Source organism: Pseudomonas lyxosi, assembly GCF_047758685.1.
In the GTDB taxonomy this organism is placed as follows: domain Bacteria; phylum Pseudomonadota; class Gammaproteobacteria; order Pseudomonadales; family Pseudomonadaceae; genus Aquipseudomonas; species Aquipseudomonas lyxosi.
In genome coordinates, this window is the sequence record NZ_CP180481.1 from 902,969 (window position 1) to 915,594 (window position 12,626).

Consider the following 12,626-nt stretch of genomic DNA (forward strand, 5'->3'; position numbering starts at 1 on the left):
ATCCATTTCACTCCGCCATCCTGGCAGAATCCTACGTGTCCGTGTTGTTGCTTTGCGCTTCCTGCGCGACGTCCATGTGAAGTAGATTAGCTGTGGATCCAATCTTCATCTATGGGAGAAAAGCAGCACGTTATGTAAGAGAATGCTTACATAACGTTACATCGTCAGAACTGCCCTGCGTCCAGCAGGAACAACGACTCGCTACCGGCCTTCACCGATGCGCTCAACGAGTGAATGCGCGGCAGCAGACGTGCGAAATAGAAGCGCGCCGTGCCCAATTTGCTCGCGTAGAAATCGTCCTGCGCCTCTTTGCCAAAAGCGGCCTTGGCCATCAGTGCCCACATGTAGGCATACGACACGTAACCGAATGCTTGCAGATACTCGACCGAGGCAGCGCCGATTTCGTTCGGGTTGCTTTTCGCCCGGTCGAGCAGCCAGGCGGTCAGTTCGTCGAGGGTGGTCACGGCATCGTTCAGCGGTTTGGTGAACTCGGCCAGATCAGCACTGGCGGTCGCGGTGAAATGGCGGATCTCGTCGGCAAACAGGTTGTAGAACGCCCCACCGGTACCGACGATCTTGCGTCCGACCAGGTCCAGTGCCTGAATGCCGTTGGTACCTTCGTAGATCTGGGTGATGCGCACGTCGCGAACCAGTTGTTCCTGGCCCCACTCACGGATGTAACCGTGACCACCGAAGATCTGCTGGCCATGCACTGTGGTTTCCAGACCGAGATCGGTCAGGAACGCCTTGGCCACCGGAGTCAGCAAGGCCACCAGGTCTTCCGCACGTTTGCGCGTGGTGGCGTCTTCGCTGAACTTGGCGGTGTCCAGTTGCATGGCAACGTACGTCGAGAAGGCACGACCGCCTTCGTTCGAGGCTTTCATGGTCAACAACATGCGACGCACGTCCGGGTGGACGATGATCGGGTCAGCGACCTTATCCTTGTTCTGCGCGCCGGTCGGCGAACGGCTTTGCAGGCGGTCGCGGGCGTATTCGACGGCGTTCTGGTAGGAGCGCTCGCCGGTCGCCAGGCCTTGAATACCCACGCCCAGGCGCTCGTAGTTCATCATGGTGAACATCGCCGCCAAGCCTTTGTTTGGCTCGCCGACCAGGTAACCCACGGCCTCGTCGAAGTTCATCACACAGGTCGCGGACGCCTGGATGCCCATCTTGTGTTCGATCGAACCGCAGTTCGCCGGGTTGCGTGCGCCCAGGCTGCCATCGGCATTGACCATGAACTTCGGCACCAGGAACAGCGAAATGCCTTTCGGCCCCGCCGGTGCGTCCGGTAGCTTGGCCAGCACCAGATGAATGATGTTCTCGGTCAGGTCGTGCTCACCGCCGGTGATGAAGATCTTGGTGCCGCTGACTTTGTAGGAACCGTCGGCCTGAGGCTCGGCCTTGGTGCGGATGATGCCCAGGTCAGTACCAGCATGCGGCTCGGTCAGGCACATGGAGCCGGCCCAGACGCCGGCGTACATGTTCGGCAGGTATGCGGCTTTCAGCTCTTCGCTGGCGTGGGCGTTGATCGACAGGCAGGCGCCCGCGGTCAACATCGGATACAGACCAAACGACAGGCTCGCGGAGTTGACCATTTCTTCGACCTGAGCCGAAACAGCCTTGGGCATGCCCATGCCGCCGTAGGTCGGATCACCACCGACACCAACCCAACCGCCCTCAGCGTAAGTCTGATAAGCCTGTGGGAAACCGGCCGGCGTGGTGACGGCACCGTCCGCCCAATGGCAACCCTCTTCGTCAGCCGCACGGCTCAGGGGCGCGATGCTTTTGCTGGTGACCTTGCCGGCCTCTTCAAGAATGGCTTCGACCGTTTCAGCATCGACAGTCTCGGCCAGCGCTGGCAGCTCGGCCCAGAGTTTGGCGACCTCGAAAACTTCATTGAGGACGAAGCGCATATCGCGCAGGGGCGCTTTGTAGTCAGCCATGGCAAACCTCGCAAGATCTAAACAGGTGATTCGTAGGAGTGGTGCTTTCGTTGGGTTTGAGTGTAACCCAACAACTTTTACGACACATAGGGTCAGCTCATGACCGTTTTGTTATTTTTAGTCACTGGAAATCGAACCATTAAAGAAGCCCGCAACTCGGCGGGCTCTTTTATGTCGGCTTGAAACACTATAGTGCGAATAACTCCGCAGGCAGGTTCATCAGACAATCGCTGCCCGCCTCGATGGCCGCCCGATGAGCCGCCGTGCGTGGCAGCAAACGCTTGAAGTAAAACTCGTTGGTTGCCAGTTTTGCCTGGCAGTAATCGGCCTCGCCGCTGCCAGAATCGAGCTGCGCCTGAGCGACCAGCGCCATGCGCAGCCACAGATAGCCGAGGATGATGTAACCGCTGTACATCAGGTAATCCACCGAAGCCGCGCCGACCTCATCCGGATTTTTCATCGCCGCCATGCCGACCTTGGTGGTCACCTCTCCCCACTGCTGATTCAGATCGTTGAGCTGCGCCACGTAGCTGGCGAGTTGCGGATGTCCCGCGTTTGCCGCACAGAACTTGTGAACGATTTTGGTGAATCCGCGCAGCAATTTCCCCTGGCTGCCGAGGACTTTTCTGCCAAGCAAGTCCAGCGCCTGAATGCCATTGGTGCCTTCGTAGATCGGGGCGATCCGGCAGTCACGAACCAACTGCTCCATCCCCCACTCGCGGATAAAACCGTGACCACCGAATACCTGCATGCCGTGGTTGGTCACTTCCAGTCCGGTATCGGTCATGAAGGCTTTGCAGATCGGCGTGAGAAACGCCAGCAGGTCTTCGGCATCCTGACGCGCCGTTTCATCCGGGCTCAGATGCGCCACGTCCAGCAGCTGCGCAGTGAAGTAAGTCAGTGCCCGGTTGCCTTCGTTGAAGGCCTTCATCGTCAGCAACATCCTGCGCACATCAGGATGAACGATGATCGGGTCGGCAGGTTTATCCGGTGCTTTCGGGCCGGTCAGCGCACGCATCTGCAGACGGTCGTTGGCGTACTTGATCGCGCCCTGAAAGCTCGCCTCCCCCAGACACAAACCCTGCATGCCGGTGCCCAGTCGTGCATGGTTCATCATGGTGAACATGCAATTCAGGCCCTTGTTCGGCTCACCGATCAAGAAGCCCTTGGCGTCGTCGAAATTCAGCACGCAGGTGGCCGAGGCCTTGATGCCCATTTTGTGTTCGATCGAGCCACAGGAAACGCCATTACGTTCGCCCGCCTCACCCTCGTCATTGGGTAGGAATTTAGGAACGATAAACAGCGAAATGCCCTTGGTGCCTGCCGGAGCATCCGGCAGTTTCGCCAGCACCAGGTGAATGATGTTTTCACTCATGTCGTGCTCGCCGGCGGAGATGAAAATCTTGCTGCCGGAGATCGCGTAGCTGCCGTCGGCCGCAGGCACGGCGCGGGTTTTGATGATGCCCAGGTCAGTGCCGCAATGGGCTTCGGTCAGGCACATGGTGCCGGTCCATTGGCCTGCGGTGAGTTTGCTCAGGTAAGTCCGTTTCTGTTCATCAGTGCCATGGGCGTGGATCGCCGACATCGCGCCGTGAGTCAGGCCGGGGTACATGCCCCAGGAGGTGTTGCTGGAGCCGACCATTTCGCTGATGACCAGCCCCAGTGAGCTCGGCAAACCCTGGCCACCGTAATCCGGATCAGCCGCCAGACCGTGCCAGCCACCTTCAACGTATTGTGCGAAGGCCTGCTTGAAGCCTGTAGGCGTAGTCACCACGCCATTGTCGAAATGGCAGCCTTCTTCGTCGCCGCTGCGGTTCAGCGGTGCGAGAACGTTCTCACAGAATTTTGCACCTTCTTCGAGGATCACATTGACCATGTCTGGACTGGCGTCGGTGGCGCCCAGCGCGGCGTAGTTGCTGTGAAAATCGAAGACGTGGTCGATCAGAAAGCGCATGTCGCGCAGGGGAGCTTTGTACTCAGGCATGGTCATTTCTCCGTCAGCAGATTCCCCAAACCTACTGCCGCACACCCGGCCTCACAATCACAGTCCAGACGCTGAATGCGCCATCATCACTCAATCAGTAGCGGCGTCCATGCGCACCGCGCCACGACGGTTTTGACCGAATGCCACCACACAGTTGCGCCCCGCGCCCTTGGCACTGTAGAGCGCCTCGTCAGCGGACTTGAGCACTTTTTCGGGGGTGCGCTGTTCCAGTCGTTCGGCCACGCCGATGCTGACGGTGACCGACACACTTGAGGCACCCGAGCCTGCGCGACGTTGACGACCTTGCTGGTCGTCCTGAGGACGGCTGTCCTGATTGCGCAGTTGAATGTTGTAGGTGGCGATGGATTCGCGGATGACTTCCAGGTGCGGCATACACTCTTCAAGAGTCTTGCCTGCGAATACCAGGGCGAATTCCTCACCGCCGTAGCGATACGCCCTACCGCCTCCACCGATTTTCGACAGCTTGCTGGCGACAAGTCGCAGTACCTGATCGCCGACATCGTGACCGTGGGTGTCATTGAATTTCTTGAAGTGATCGACGTCACTCATCGCCAGCACATAATTGCGCCCCAACCGCTGCATACGCTCGTTCAAGGCGCGGCGCCCCGGCAGGCCGGTTAGCTCGTCGCGAAAGGCCATTTGATAGGCCTCATGGGCGACCGCTGCGGCAATCATCAACATCACCTGGCTGCACATGATGTTCAGGGTGAACGGCAGGATGAAGGTTTTCGGCAACATCCAGAACAACCCGAGCAAGCCCACCAGTTGGGCAGCATGCAAGGGTCTCGGGTTGCGCCAGTATTGCCAGGCCAGTAAGGCAAACGAGGCGAAGAACACTGGATAAGACAACTGGATCAGGCTCATCCAGGCGCCATGCAACGCTGGCCAGCGGATCTCCGACAGCCACATCAACAGCGCCTGCGGGTAACTTTGTTCCAGTCCCAACGCCACGCTACCGAAGGCCAGCAACACGGCGAAGCGCGCCACCATGTCCTGGAACAAGTGCGTGCGTTCCTGCCAGCCGGCGAACACACCATAGAGCAACGGCAGCAACAGGCAGCACAGATGGAAGACTACAGCGGCGTCTTCACGAACCTTGCCGTTGTCGCGGTAATAGTCGGTCTGGGTGTCGAGCAGGAAGTAGGCGATGTACACCGTGACCATCAGAAACAGTTCACGCTGACGTCGGTAAACCGCGCAGTAAGCACCGCCGAGCAACAGCACCAGGGTTGGCAGGACGTTGAACAGCGAGGTGAAAAAGACGTTCAAATCCTTCACGTACGCAGCCGCCAGCCCCGCGAGCAAAAGCAGTAATGACGGCAGGAAATGGCTGAAACGTACAGCGGAGGAACGCGGCAAGGGTAAAGCTCCGACCCGGCAAACAAGGATGGCATTGTGCCTTCTCTTCGAGCGACATGTCACATCGCCACCCTCTTTAACGGCAGCAAAGGCATTCTTCTTAGCGTTTTAGTCGGGAATATTTACGCGTAGATATCGCGCACAAAAAAGCCGCTGCTCCCGAGGAAGCAGCGGCTTTATGAAGCGACAGCGTGGGACTTAGTAACCCAGCGCGAAGTCTTCTTCTTTCATGTCCATCAGGTTGTTAGCGCCCGACAGCATGGTTACAACGTGAGTGCGGGTACGCGGCAGGATGCGCTGGAAGTAGAAGCGCGCAGTCTGCAGCTTGGCGGTGTAGAACGCCGTTTCGGTGGTGCCGGCAGCCAGTTTCTCGGCAGCCAGACGCGCCATGTCAGCCCAGAAGTAAGCCAGGCAGGCGTAACCGGAGTACATCAGGTAGTCCACCGACGCCGCGCCGACTTCTTCGCGGTCTTTCATGGCAGCCATACCGACCTTCATGGTCAGCTCGCCCCACTCTTTGTTCAACGCAGCCAATGGCTCGACGAACTCTTTGACTGCTTCGTTGCCTTCGTTGGTCTGGCAGAACTTGTGGACGATCTTGGTGAAGCTTTTCAGGGCTTCGCCTTGAGTCATCAGCACTTTACGGCCCAGCAGATCGAGAGCCTGGATACCGGTGGTGCCTTCGTACAGCATCGAAATACGGCTGTCGCGAACGTTCTGCTCCATGCCCCACTCGGCGATGAAGCCGTGGCCGCCGTAGATTTGCACGCCGTGGTTGGCGGATTCGAAGCCGACTTCAGTCATGAAGGCTTTGGCGATCGGCGTCATGAAGGCCAGCAGTGCGTCGGCTTTCTTCTTCTCTTCTTCGTCCACGCCGTATTTCACGATGTCGACTTGCTTGGCGGTGAAGTAAACCATCGCGCGGTTGCCTTCGGCGAACGCCTTCATGGTCAACAGCATGCGACGTACGTCAGGGTGAACGATGATCGGGTCAGCCGCTTTTTCTGGCGCTTTCGGGCCAGTCAGGGAGCGCATTTGCAGGCGATCGCGAGCGTATTTCAGACCGCCCTGGAAGCCGATCTCGGCGTGAGCCAGACCTTGCAGCGCGGTGCCCAGACGTGCGGTGTTCATGAAGGTGAACATGCAGTTCAGGCCTTTGTTCGCCGGGCCAATCAGGTAACCGGTGGCCGCGTCGAAGTTCATCACGCAGGTGGCGTTACCGTGGATGCCCATCTTGTGTTCCAGGGAACCACAGGTCACAGCGTTGCGTGCGCCGACCGAACCGTCTTCGTTCGGCATGAACTTGGGAACGATGAACAGCGAAATGCCTTTGGTGCCAGCCGGTGCATCCGGCAGACGTGCCAGCACGATGTGGACGATGTTGTCGGCCATGTCGTGTTCACCGGCCGAGATGAAGATCTTGGTGCCGGAGACTTTGTAGGAACCGTCGGCCTGAGGTTCAGCCTTGGTGCGCAGCATGCCCAGGTCGGTGCCGCAGTGCGGTTCGGTCAGGCACATGGTGCCGGTCCATTCGCCGGAAACCAGTTTGGTCAGGTAAGCCTCTTGCTGCTCAGGCGTGCCGTGCTCGGAAATGGTGTTCATCGCGCCATGGGACAGGCCTGGGTACATGCCCCACGACCAGTTGGCTTCGCCAACCATTTCGCTGACAGCCAGACCCAGAGACTCCGGCAGGCCTTGGCCGCCGTGCTCTACGTCGTGAGCCAGGCTTGGCCAGCCGCCTTCGACGAATTGTTTGTAGGCTTCTTTGAAGCCTGTCGGGGTTTTAACGCCGGACTCGCTCCAGGTGCAGCCTTCGGTGTCACCCACGCGGTTCAGCGGAGCCAGCACCTGCTCACAAAACTTGGCGCCTTCTTCGAGAATGGCGCTAACCATGTCAGGAGTTGCGTCTGCACAAGCCGGAAGGCTCTGATAGTGCGCTTCGTAGCCGAGCAGTTCGTCACGAACGAAGCGAATATCACGCAAGGGGGCCTTGTAGTCAGGCATAGCGATAAACCTCTGCTGATGTAACCGGGAATGAACGACCGCGTTGATTTGTTGTTGCGGTCAAACAGTTGTTTGAAACATACGTTTACGCCTAAATCTTGTCAAGCGCCGATCTTTTGCCGTTCGTCATCACCTGAGGCAAATACCAGACCCACAGCCACGCAACACCGTCGCCTGAGCAATACGCTGTGCAAAAGAGATTAGTTGAGCGAGAAGGACTTACGCAGAAAAACGCCGCGAATAGTCGCGGCGTTGAGGGAACGGATTCAGCGAGGGATCAAGCGAAAGTATCAATCAGCGTACCGAGCACTTCGTCGGATGCCTTGGCGACTTTGACACCCAGTTCAACCTGAAATTTGCCTTGGGACATCTCGACCATATTGCTGGCCAGGTCCGACTGCTGACTGCGATCTACCGAACGCAGACGATCAACCTGAGCCTCGGAAGACTGGCTGGTCACCGAACGCTCGATCGTCGTGTTGGCGATCTGGCCAGAGGCCTGATCGACACGGTTCTGCCCTGTCTGAATAGTGCTCAGACCGGCATAAAAAGCGGTGTTTCCTGAGATTTCCATGGGAGAACTCGTCCTACAAAGGATCAACAGCGGCCATTGAAGCAGACCCACTGACAAAAGGCCCGACAAAAACACTAATGGCACAGTGCCTTGTCATAGTTAAAACCCTTGCCAGAAAACTCAGTCCAGTAGATCCAGTTGCAGATGCTCCGCCACCGCTTCAGCCGTCACCAACTTGAGTTTCGGCACTCGCCCAAGGCACGGTGCCGGGATCCGCTCAGCGAGTGTCGCGAGGTTTTCTTCCAGACGCGAAGTCTTCGGATCGATGATATTGGCCACCCACCCCGCCAACTGCAAACCGTCCTGAGCAATCGCCTCGGCCGTCAGCAGCGCATGGTTGATGCAACCCAGGCGCACGCCCACCACCAGGATCACCGGCAGATCCAGCGCCATCGCCAGGTCCGACAGATTGTCCTGGTCCGCCAACGGCACTCGCCAGCCTCCAGCACCTTCGATCAAGGTGAAGTCCGCCTGCATATCGAGAATTTCCTGCATGGGCGTCAACAGTGATTGCACCGTCAATGCCACGCCGGCCTCCCGCGCTGCCAGATGCGGTGCGATCGGTGGTTCGAACGCCATAGGGTTGACCTGTGCATAAGTCAAAGGCACGGAGCACTGCGCCAGCAACGCCAAGGCATCGGCATTGCGCAAGCCCTTGGGCGTCACATCGCAACCGGAGGCGACCGGCTTGCCCGCCGCCGTGCTCAAACCGGCTGACCGCGCGGCATGCAACAAACCTGCGGCAATGGTGGTCTTGCCGACATCGGTGTCAGTGCCAGTGATGAAATAGGCTGCGCTCATAAAGGTTTCTCCAACACGGCGTAGACCACTTGATAAGTCGCCGGCAATCCTTCGGCCTGACGAAACTGCTCATAAGCCTCGATCAATCCGAGGATCCGCGCCCTGCCGGTCAAACCACCCGGCCGACCGGGGTTCAGGTTGTGTGCACCCAGCGCCTTCAGCTCATGGGTCAGGCTGCGCACATCCGGGTAATGCAACACGTGCGGTCGGGTTTCCAGGCTCGCGACGCTCAGCCCACTGTCCGCGCAAAGCTGTTGATAAACCCCGAACTCGCGGAAGCGATTGACGTGCACCATGCCATCCACCTGACGCCAGCTGTCCCGCAGCTCGAACAGTGTGCCCACGCACAGACTAGCAAACGCGAAAATTCCGCCAGGTTTTAATACGCGATTGGCTTCACTGAGCACCGAAGCGAAGTCCGAACACCACTGCACCGCCAGACTGGAGAAGATCAGATCGCAGGTCGAATCCTGCAACGGCAACCGCTCGGCATCGCCGGCGATGAAATGCGTTGCACCGCCCAATGGCCGGGCGTGATTGAGCATGCCTTCGGCGATGTCCAGCGCCAGTCCGTGACCGGCAGGAAATCGCTCGCCCAATGCACGGCTGAAATGCCCGGTGCCGCAGCCCAGATCCAGCCAGACACCCGGCACGAAGCCCTCCGGCAAACGACTCGACAATTCACTGCCAACATCGCGCTGAAATTCGGCCACGCTGTCGTAGCTTGCCGCCGCGCGGGAAAAGGATGCCGCCACCTGGCGTTTGTCGGGCAAACCGCCGGGCAGGTTGGGAAGGGATAAATCAGTCATCACCGGACTCATGCAAAAAGGCCTGAATCCCCCCCGCCACACCGTGAGGGTCTTCCAGAAGAAACGCGTGACTGGCCTGCTCGATCAGACCAATTTCAACATCCGGCAGCAACGTCAGCAGGTCGCCCGCCGCTTCGGCTGGTACCAGTCCATCGAGGCCGGCGAACAAGTGCAGTTGCGGGCCGCGGAACACCTGCAAAGCCTGGCGGGTATCCAGTTGTGCGAGCAACTCCAAGCCGCTCATCAATACCTCTGCCGAAGTGTGTGGCGCGCCACCGAGCAACAGCCGAGACAACCCGCGCGGGTCTTCGGCACCCTGAGCGCAGAGCAGCGAGAAACGTTTCAACGTCATGCGCGGGTCAGCCTTGCAGCCGGCCAGAAACGCATCGAAGGTTTCGGCAGGCATCGCGCTTGGCCATTGCTCATGGGCGACAAAAGAAGGATTGCTCGCCAGGGTCAGCAAGCCGCAGCAGCGATCGCCGCGCCGCGCCGCCAACTCTGAAGCGAGCATGCCGCCGAGCGACCAGCCGCCGAGCCAGGCGTCCTGAGGCAACGTCGAATCCAGCTCATCGAGCCACTCCTCAAGATCGCTCGATTCCAGTTCCGGCAACGGCTCGATCTCGACCCGCAAGTGTTCATCCAGCCCTTGTAACGCTGCCGCCAAGGGCTCAAGGGGAGAAATTCCGAGGCCCCAGCCGGGCAGCAGAATCAGACGATCACGCATGGCTTGGCTCCGGTCCCAGTTGTTGAAAACAATCGGCCAGTCCATTTAACAATAGCTGTACCTGCGCCTCGCTGTGCGCGGCGGTCAGGGTCACCCGCAGTCGAGCGCTGCCGGCGGGCACGGTCGGGGGACGGATCGCCGTCACCATCAGACCGCGTTCGCGCAGCATCTGCGACAGTCGAACTGCACGACCGGCATCACCGATCATGATCGGCTGGATCGGCGTGAAGCTGTCCATCAACTCCAGGCCGATTTGCTCGGCGCCATGGCGGAATTGGGTAATGAGCGTCTTCAGATGCTCACGACGCCAGTGTTCAGTGCGCAGCAATTCGAGGCTTTTCAGCGTCGCGCAGGCCAGCGCCGGTGGCTGGCTGGTGGTGTAAATGTAGGGACGGGCGAACTGGATCAGGCTCTCGATCAGCTCTTCGCTGCCGGCGACAAAAGCCCCGGCCGTACCGAATGCCTTGCCGAGGGTGCCGACCAAAACCGGCACGTCTTCCTGACTCAGACCGAAATGCTCGACGATCCCGCCGCCATTGGCGCCCAGCGGGCCAAAGCCGTGAGCGTCATCAACCATCAACCATGCGCCTTTGGCTTTCGCCTCCCGAGCCAACGCCGGCAGGTCGGCGATGTCGCCGTCCATGCTGAACACGCCGTCGGTGACCACCAGGGTATTTCCGGTCGCCTTCTCGAGACGCTTGGCCAGACTCGCCGCGTCGTTGTGCAGATAGCGATTGAAGCGCGCTCCGGACAACAGACCCGCATCCAGCAGGGACGCGTGATTGAGCCGGTCTTCCAGCACCGTATCGCCCTGCCCGATCAGCGCGGTGACCGCGCCGAGGTTGGCCATGTAACCGGTGGTGAACAACAGAGCGCGCGGACGACCGGTGAAATCGGCCAGGGCCTCTTCCAGCGCGTGATGCGGGCTGCTGTGGCCGATGACCAAATGCGACGCCCCGCCGCCGACGCCCCAACGGGCCGCACCGGCGCGCCAGGCTTCGATCACTTGCGGGTGATTGGCCAGCCCCAGGTAGTCGTTGTTACAGAACGCCAGCAACGGCTGACCATCGACCACCACTTCCGGGCCTTGAGGGCTTTCGAGCAATGGGCGTTGGCGGTAGAGATTTTCGGCACGACGGGCAGCAAGGCGTGCGGCGAGATCGAAAGACATGCAGGCCTCACGGGTCAGAATTCAAAAGCAATGTTGCAGAACCTGTGGGAGCGAGCTTGCTCGCGATGAGGCCATAACATTCAACATTGATGTCGACTGTACTGACGCTTTCGCGAGCAAGCTCGCTCCCACAGTGTTTTGCATTCCTTCAGAGGAATCGGTGGAGGCTTCAAACAGCAGCGTTATAGAACTGCTCGCTGCTCTTCTGCTCAACCAGCGCTTGTTCGATCGCGGCCTGATGCACTTCGTCCGCGTGCTCTTCGCGCGCTTCCGGCAGGATGCCCAGACGCGAGAACAGTTGCATGTCCTTGTCGGCCTGCGGGTTGGCGGTGGTCAGCAGTTTGTCGCCGTAGAAAATCGAGTTCGCGCCAGCGAAGAACGCCAGGGCCTGCATCTGCTCGTTCATCGCTTCGCGGCCGGCGGACAGGCGCACGTGGGATTGCGGCATCAGGATGCGTGCGACAGCCAGCATGCGGATGAAGTCGAACGGGTCGATGTCGTCAGCATTTTCCAGCGGCGTACCGGCGACTTTCACCAGCATGTTGATCGGCACCGACTCTGGATGCTCTGGCAGGTTGGCCAGCTGGATCAGCAGATTGGCGCGGTCATCAAGCGATTCGCCCATGCCGAGGATGCCGCCGGAGCAGATCTTCATCCCCGATTCACGCACGTAGGCCAGGGTTTGCAGGCGCTCGCTGTAAGTACGGGTGGTGATGATGCTGCCGTAGAACTCAGGCGAGGTATCGAGGTTGTGATTGTAGTAGTCGAGGCCGGCGTCAGCCAGAGCCACGGTCTGGTCCTGATCCAGGCGACCGAGGGTCATGCAGGTTTCCAGGCCCATGGCTTTCACGCCTTTGACCATTTCCAGCACGTAAGGCATGTCTTTGGCCGACGGATGTTTCCACGCCGCGCCCATGCAGAAACGGGTCGAACCGATGGCCTTGGCGCGAGCGGCCTCTTCGAGGACCTTCTGCACTTCCATCAGCTTTTCTTTTTCCAGGCCGGTGTTGTAGTGACCGGACTGCGGACAATATTTGCAATCTTCCGGGCAGGCACCGGTTTTGATCGACAGCAGCGTCGACACCTGGACCCGATTGGCGTCGAAATGCGCACGGTGCACCGTCTGCGCCTGGAACAACAGGTCGTTGAATGGCTGAACGAAGAGTGCTTTGACTTCGGCCAAAGACCAGTCATGACGCAGGGTTGCAGTGGTGCTGGCGCTCATGGGCGTTTCCT

10 protein-coding genes are annotated in these 12,626 nt (G+C 59.4%); all 10 read right to left on the bottom strand.

The features are described from left to right. Window positions 1–164 precede the first annotated feature (164 nt). Complete coding sequence (locus ACMXYI_RS04350; protein ID WP_415771833.1) at window positions 165–1,943, bottom strand: acyl-CoA dehydrogenase C-terminal domain-containing protein; 1,779 nt, start codon at window positions 1,941–1,943, stop codon at window positions 165–167. Between the two features lie 187 nt (window positions 1,944–2,130). Then, window positions 2,131–3,927, bottom strand: coding sequence for an acyl-CoA dehydrogenase C-terminal domain-containing protein (locus ACMXYI_RS04355; protein WP_415771835.1), 1,797 nt, complete (start codon window positions 3,925–3,927; stop codon window positions 2,131–2,133). Between the two features lie 90 nt (window positions 3,928–4,017). Next, the gene (locus tag ACMXYI_RS04360; RefSeq protein WP_415771836.1) at window positions 4,018–5,307 is read right to left on the bottom strand and encodes a GGDEF domain-containing protein; all 1,290 of its coding nucleotides are present in this window, start codon (window positions 5,305–5,307) and stop codon (window positions 4,018–4,020) included. A 198-nt stretch (window positions 5,308–5,505) separates the two neighbouring features. Then, window positions 5,506–7,311: a phenylacyl-CoA dehydrogenase gene (locus ACMXYI_RS04365; RefSeq protein WP_415771838.1), complete on the bottom strand. Its 1,806-nt coding sequence runs from the start codon at window positions 7,309–7,311 to the stop codon at window positions 5,506–5,508. Window positions 7,312–7,588: 277 nt separating this feature from the next. After that, window positions 7,589–7,885: a pyrroloquinoline quinone biosynthesis protein PqqE gene (locus ACMXYI_RS04370; protein WP_150658478.1), complete on the bottom strand. Its 297-nt coding sequence runs from the start codon at window positions 7,883–7,885 to the stop codon at window positions 7,589–7,591. A gap of 120 nt (window positions 7,886–8,005) precedes the next feature. Beyond that, window positions 8,006–8,686 (bottom strand): dethiobiotin synthase, encoded by a 681-nt coding sequence (gene bioD, locus ACMXYI_RS04375; protein WP_415771840.1) that lies wholly within the window; start codon window positions 8,684–8,686, stop codon window positions 8,006–8,008. Next, complete coding sequence (gene bioC / locus ACMXYI_RS04380; protein WP_415771842.1) at window positions 8,683–9,495, bottom strand: malonyl-ACP O-methyltransferase BioC; 813 nt, start codon at window positions 9,493–9,495, stop codon at window positions 8,683–8,685. The genes bioD and bioC overlap by 4 nt, the downstream gene beginning before the upstream one ends. Continuing rightward, window positions 9,488–10,219, bottom strand: coding sequence for an alpha/beta fold hydrolase (locus ACMXYI_RS04385; protein ID WP_415771844.1), 732 nt, complete (start codon window positions 10,217–10,219; stop codon window positions 9,488–9,490). Before ACMXYI_RS04385 ends, bioC begins: the two co-directional genes overlap by 8 nt. Beyond that, window positions 10,212–11,390 carry an 8-amino-7-oxononanoate synthase gene (gene bioF / locus ACMXYI_RS04390; RefSeq protein WP_415771846.1) on the bottom strand — a complete coding sequence of 393 codons (1,179 nt, stop codon included), beginning with the start codon at window positions 11,388–11,390 and terminating at the stop codon, window positions 10,212–10,214. The genes ACMXYI_RS04385 and bioF overlap by 8 nt, the downstream gene beginning before the upstream one ends. Window positions 11,391–11,559: 169 nt before the next feature. After that, a complete protein-coding gene (gene bioB / locus ACMXYI_RS04395) occupies window positions 11,560–12,615 on the bottom strand; it encodes a biotin synthase BioB (protein ID WP_059407420.1) in 1,056 nt (351 codons plus the stop codon). Between the last annotated feature and the right edge of the window lie 11 nt (window positions 12,616–12,626).

What these genes read in the sequence shown, in the direction of transcription:
- ACMXYI_RS04350 (WP_415771833.1), bottom strand. Translation starts at nt 1,943, where the DNA reads ATGGCTGACTACAAAGCGCCCCTGCGCGATATGCGCTTCGTCCTCAAT.
- ACMXYI_RS04355 (WP_415771835.1), bottom strand. Translation starts at nt 3,927, where the DNA reads ATGCCTGAGTACAAAGCTCCCCTGCGCGACATGCGCTTTCTGATCGAC.
- ACMXYI_RS04365 (WP_415771838.1), bottom strand. Translation starts at nt 7,311, where the DNA reads ATGCCTGACTACAAGGCCCCCTTGCGTGATATTCGCTTCGTTCGTGAC.
- ACMXYI_RS04370 (WP_150658478.1), bottom strand. Translation starts at nt 7,885, where the DNA reads ATGGAAATCTCAGGAAACACCGCTTTTTATGCCGGTCTGAGCACTATT.
- bioD (WP_415771840.1), bottom strand. Translation starts at nt 8,686, where the DNA reads ATGAGCGCAGCCTATTTCATCACTGGCACTGACACCGATGTCGGCAAG.
- bioC (WP_415771842.1), bottom strand. Translation starts at nt 9,495, where the DNA reads ATGACTGATTTATCCCTTCCCAACCTGCCCGGCGGTTTGCCCGACAAA.
- ACMXYI_RS04385 (WP_415771844.1), bottom strand. Translation starts at nt 10,219, where the DNA reads ATGCGTGATCGTCTGATTCTGCTGCCCGGCTGGGGCCTCGGAATTTCT.
- bioF (WP_415771846.1), bottom strand. Translation starts at nt 11,390, where the DNA reads ATGTCTTTCGATCTCGCCGCACGCCTTGCTGCCCGTCGTGCCGAAAAT.
- bioB (WP_059407420.1), bottom strand. Translation starts at nt 12,615, where the DNA reads ATGAGCGCCAGCACCACTGCAACCCTGCGTCATGACTGGTCTTTGGCC.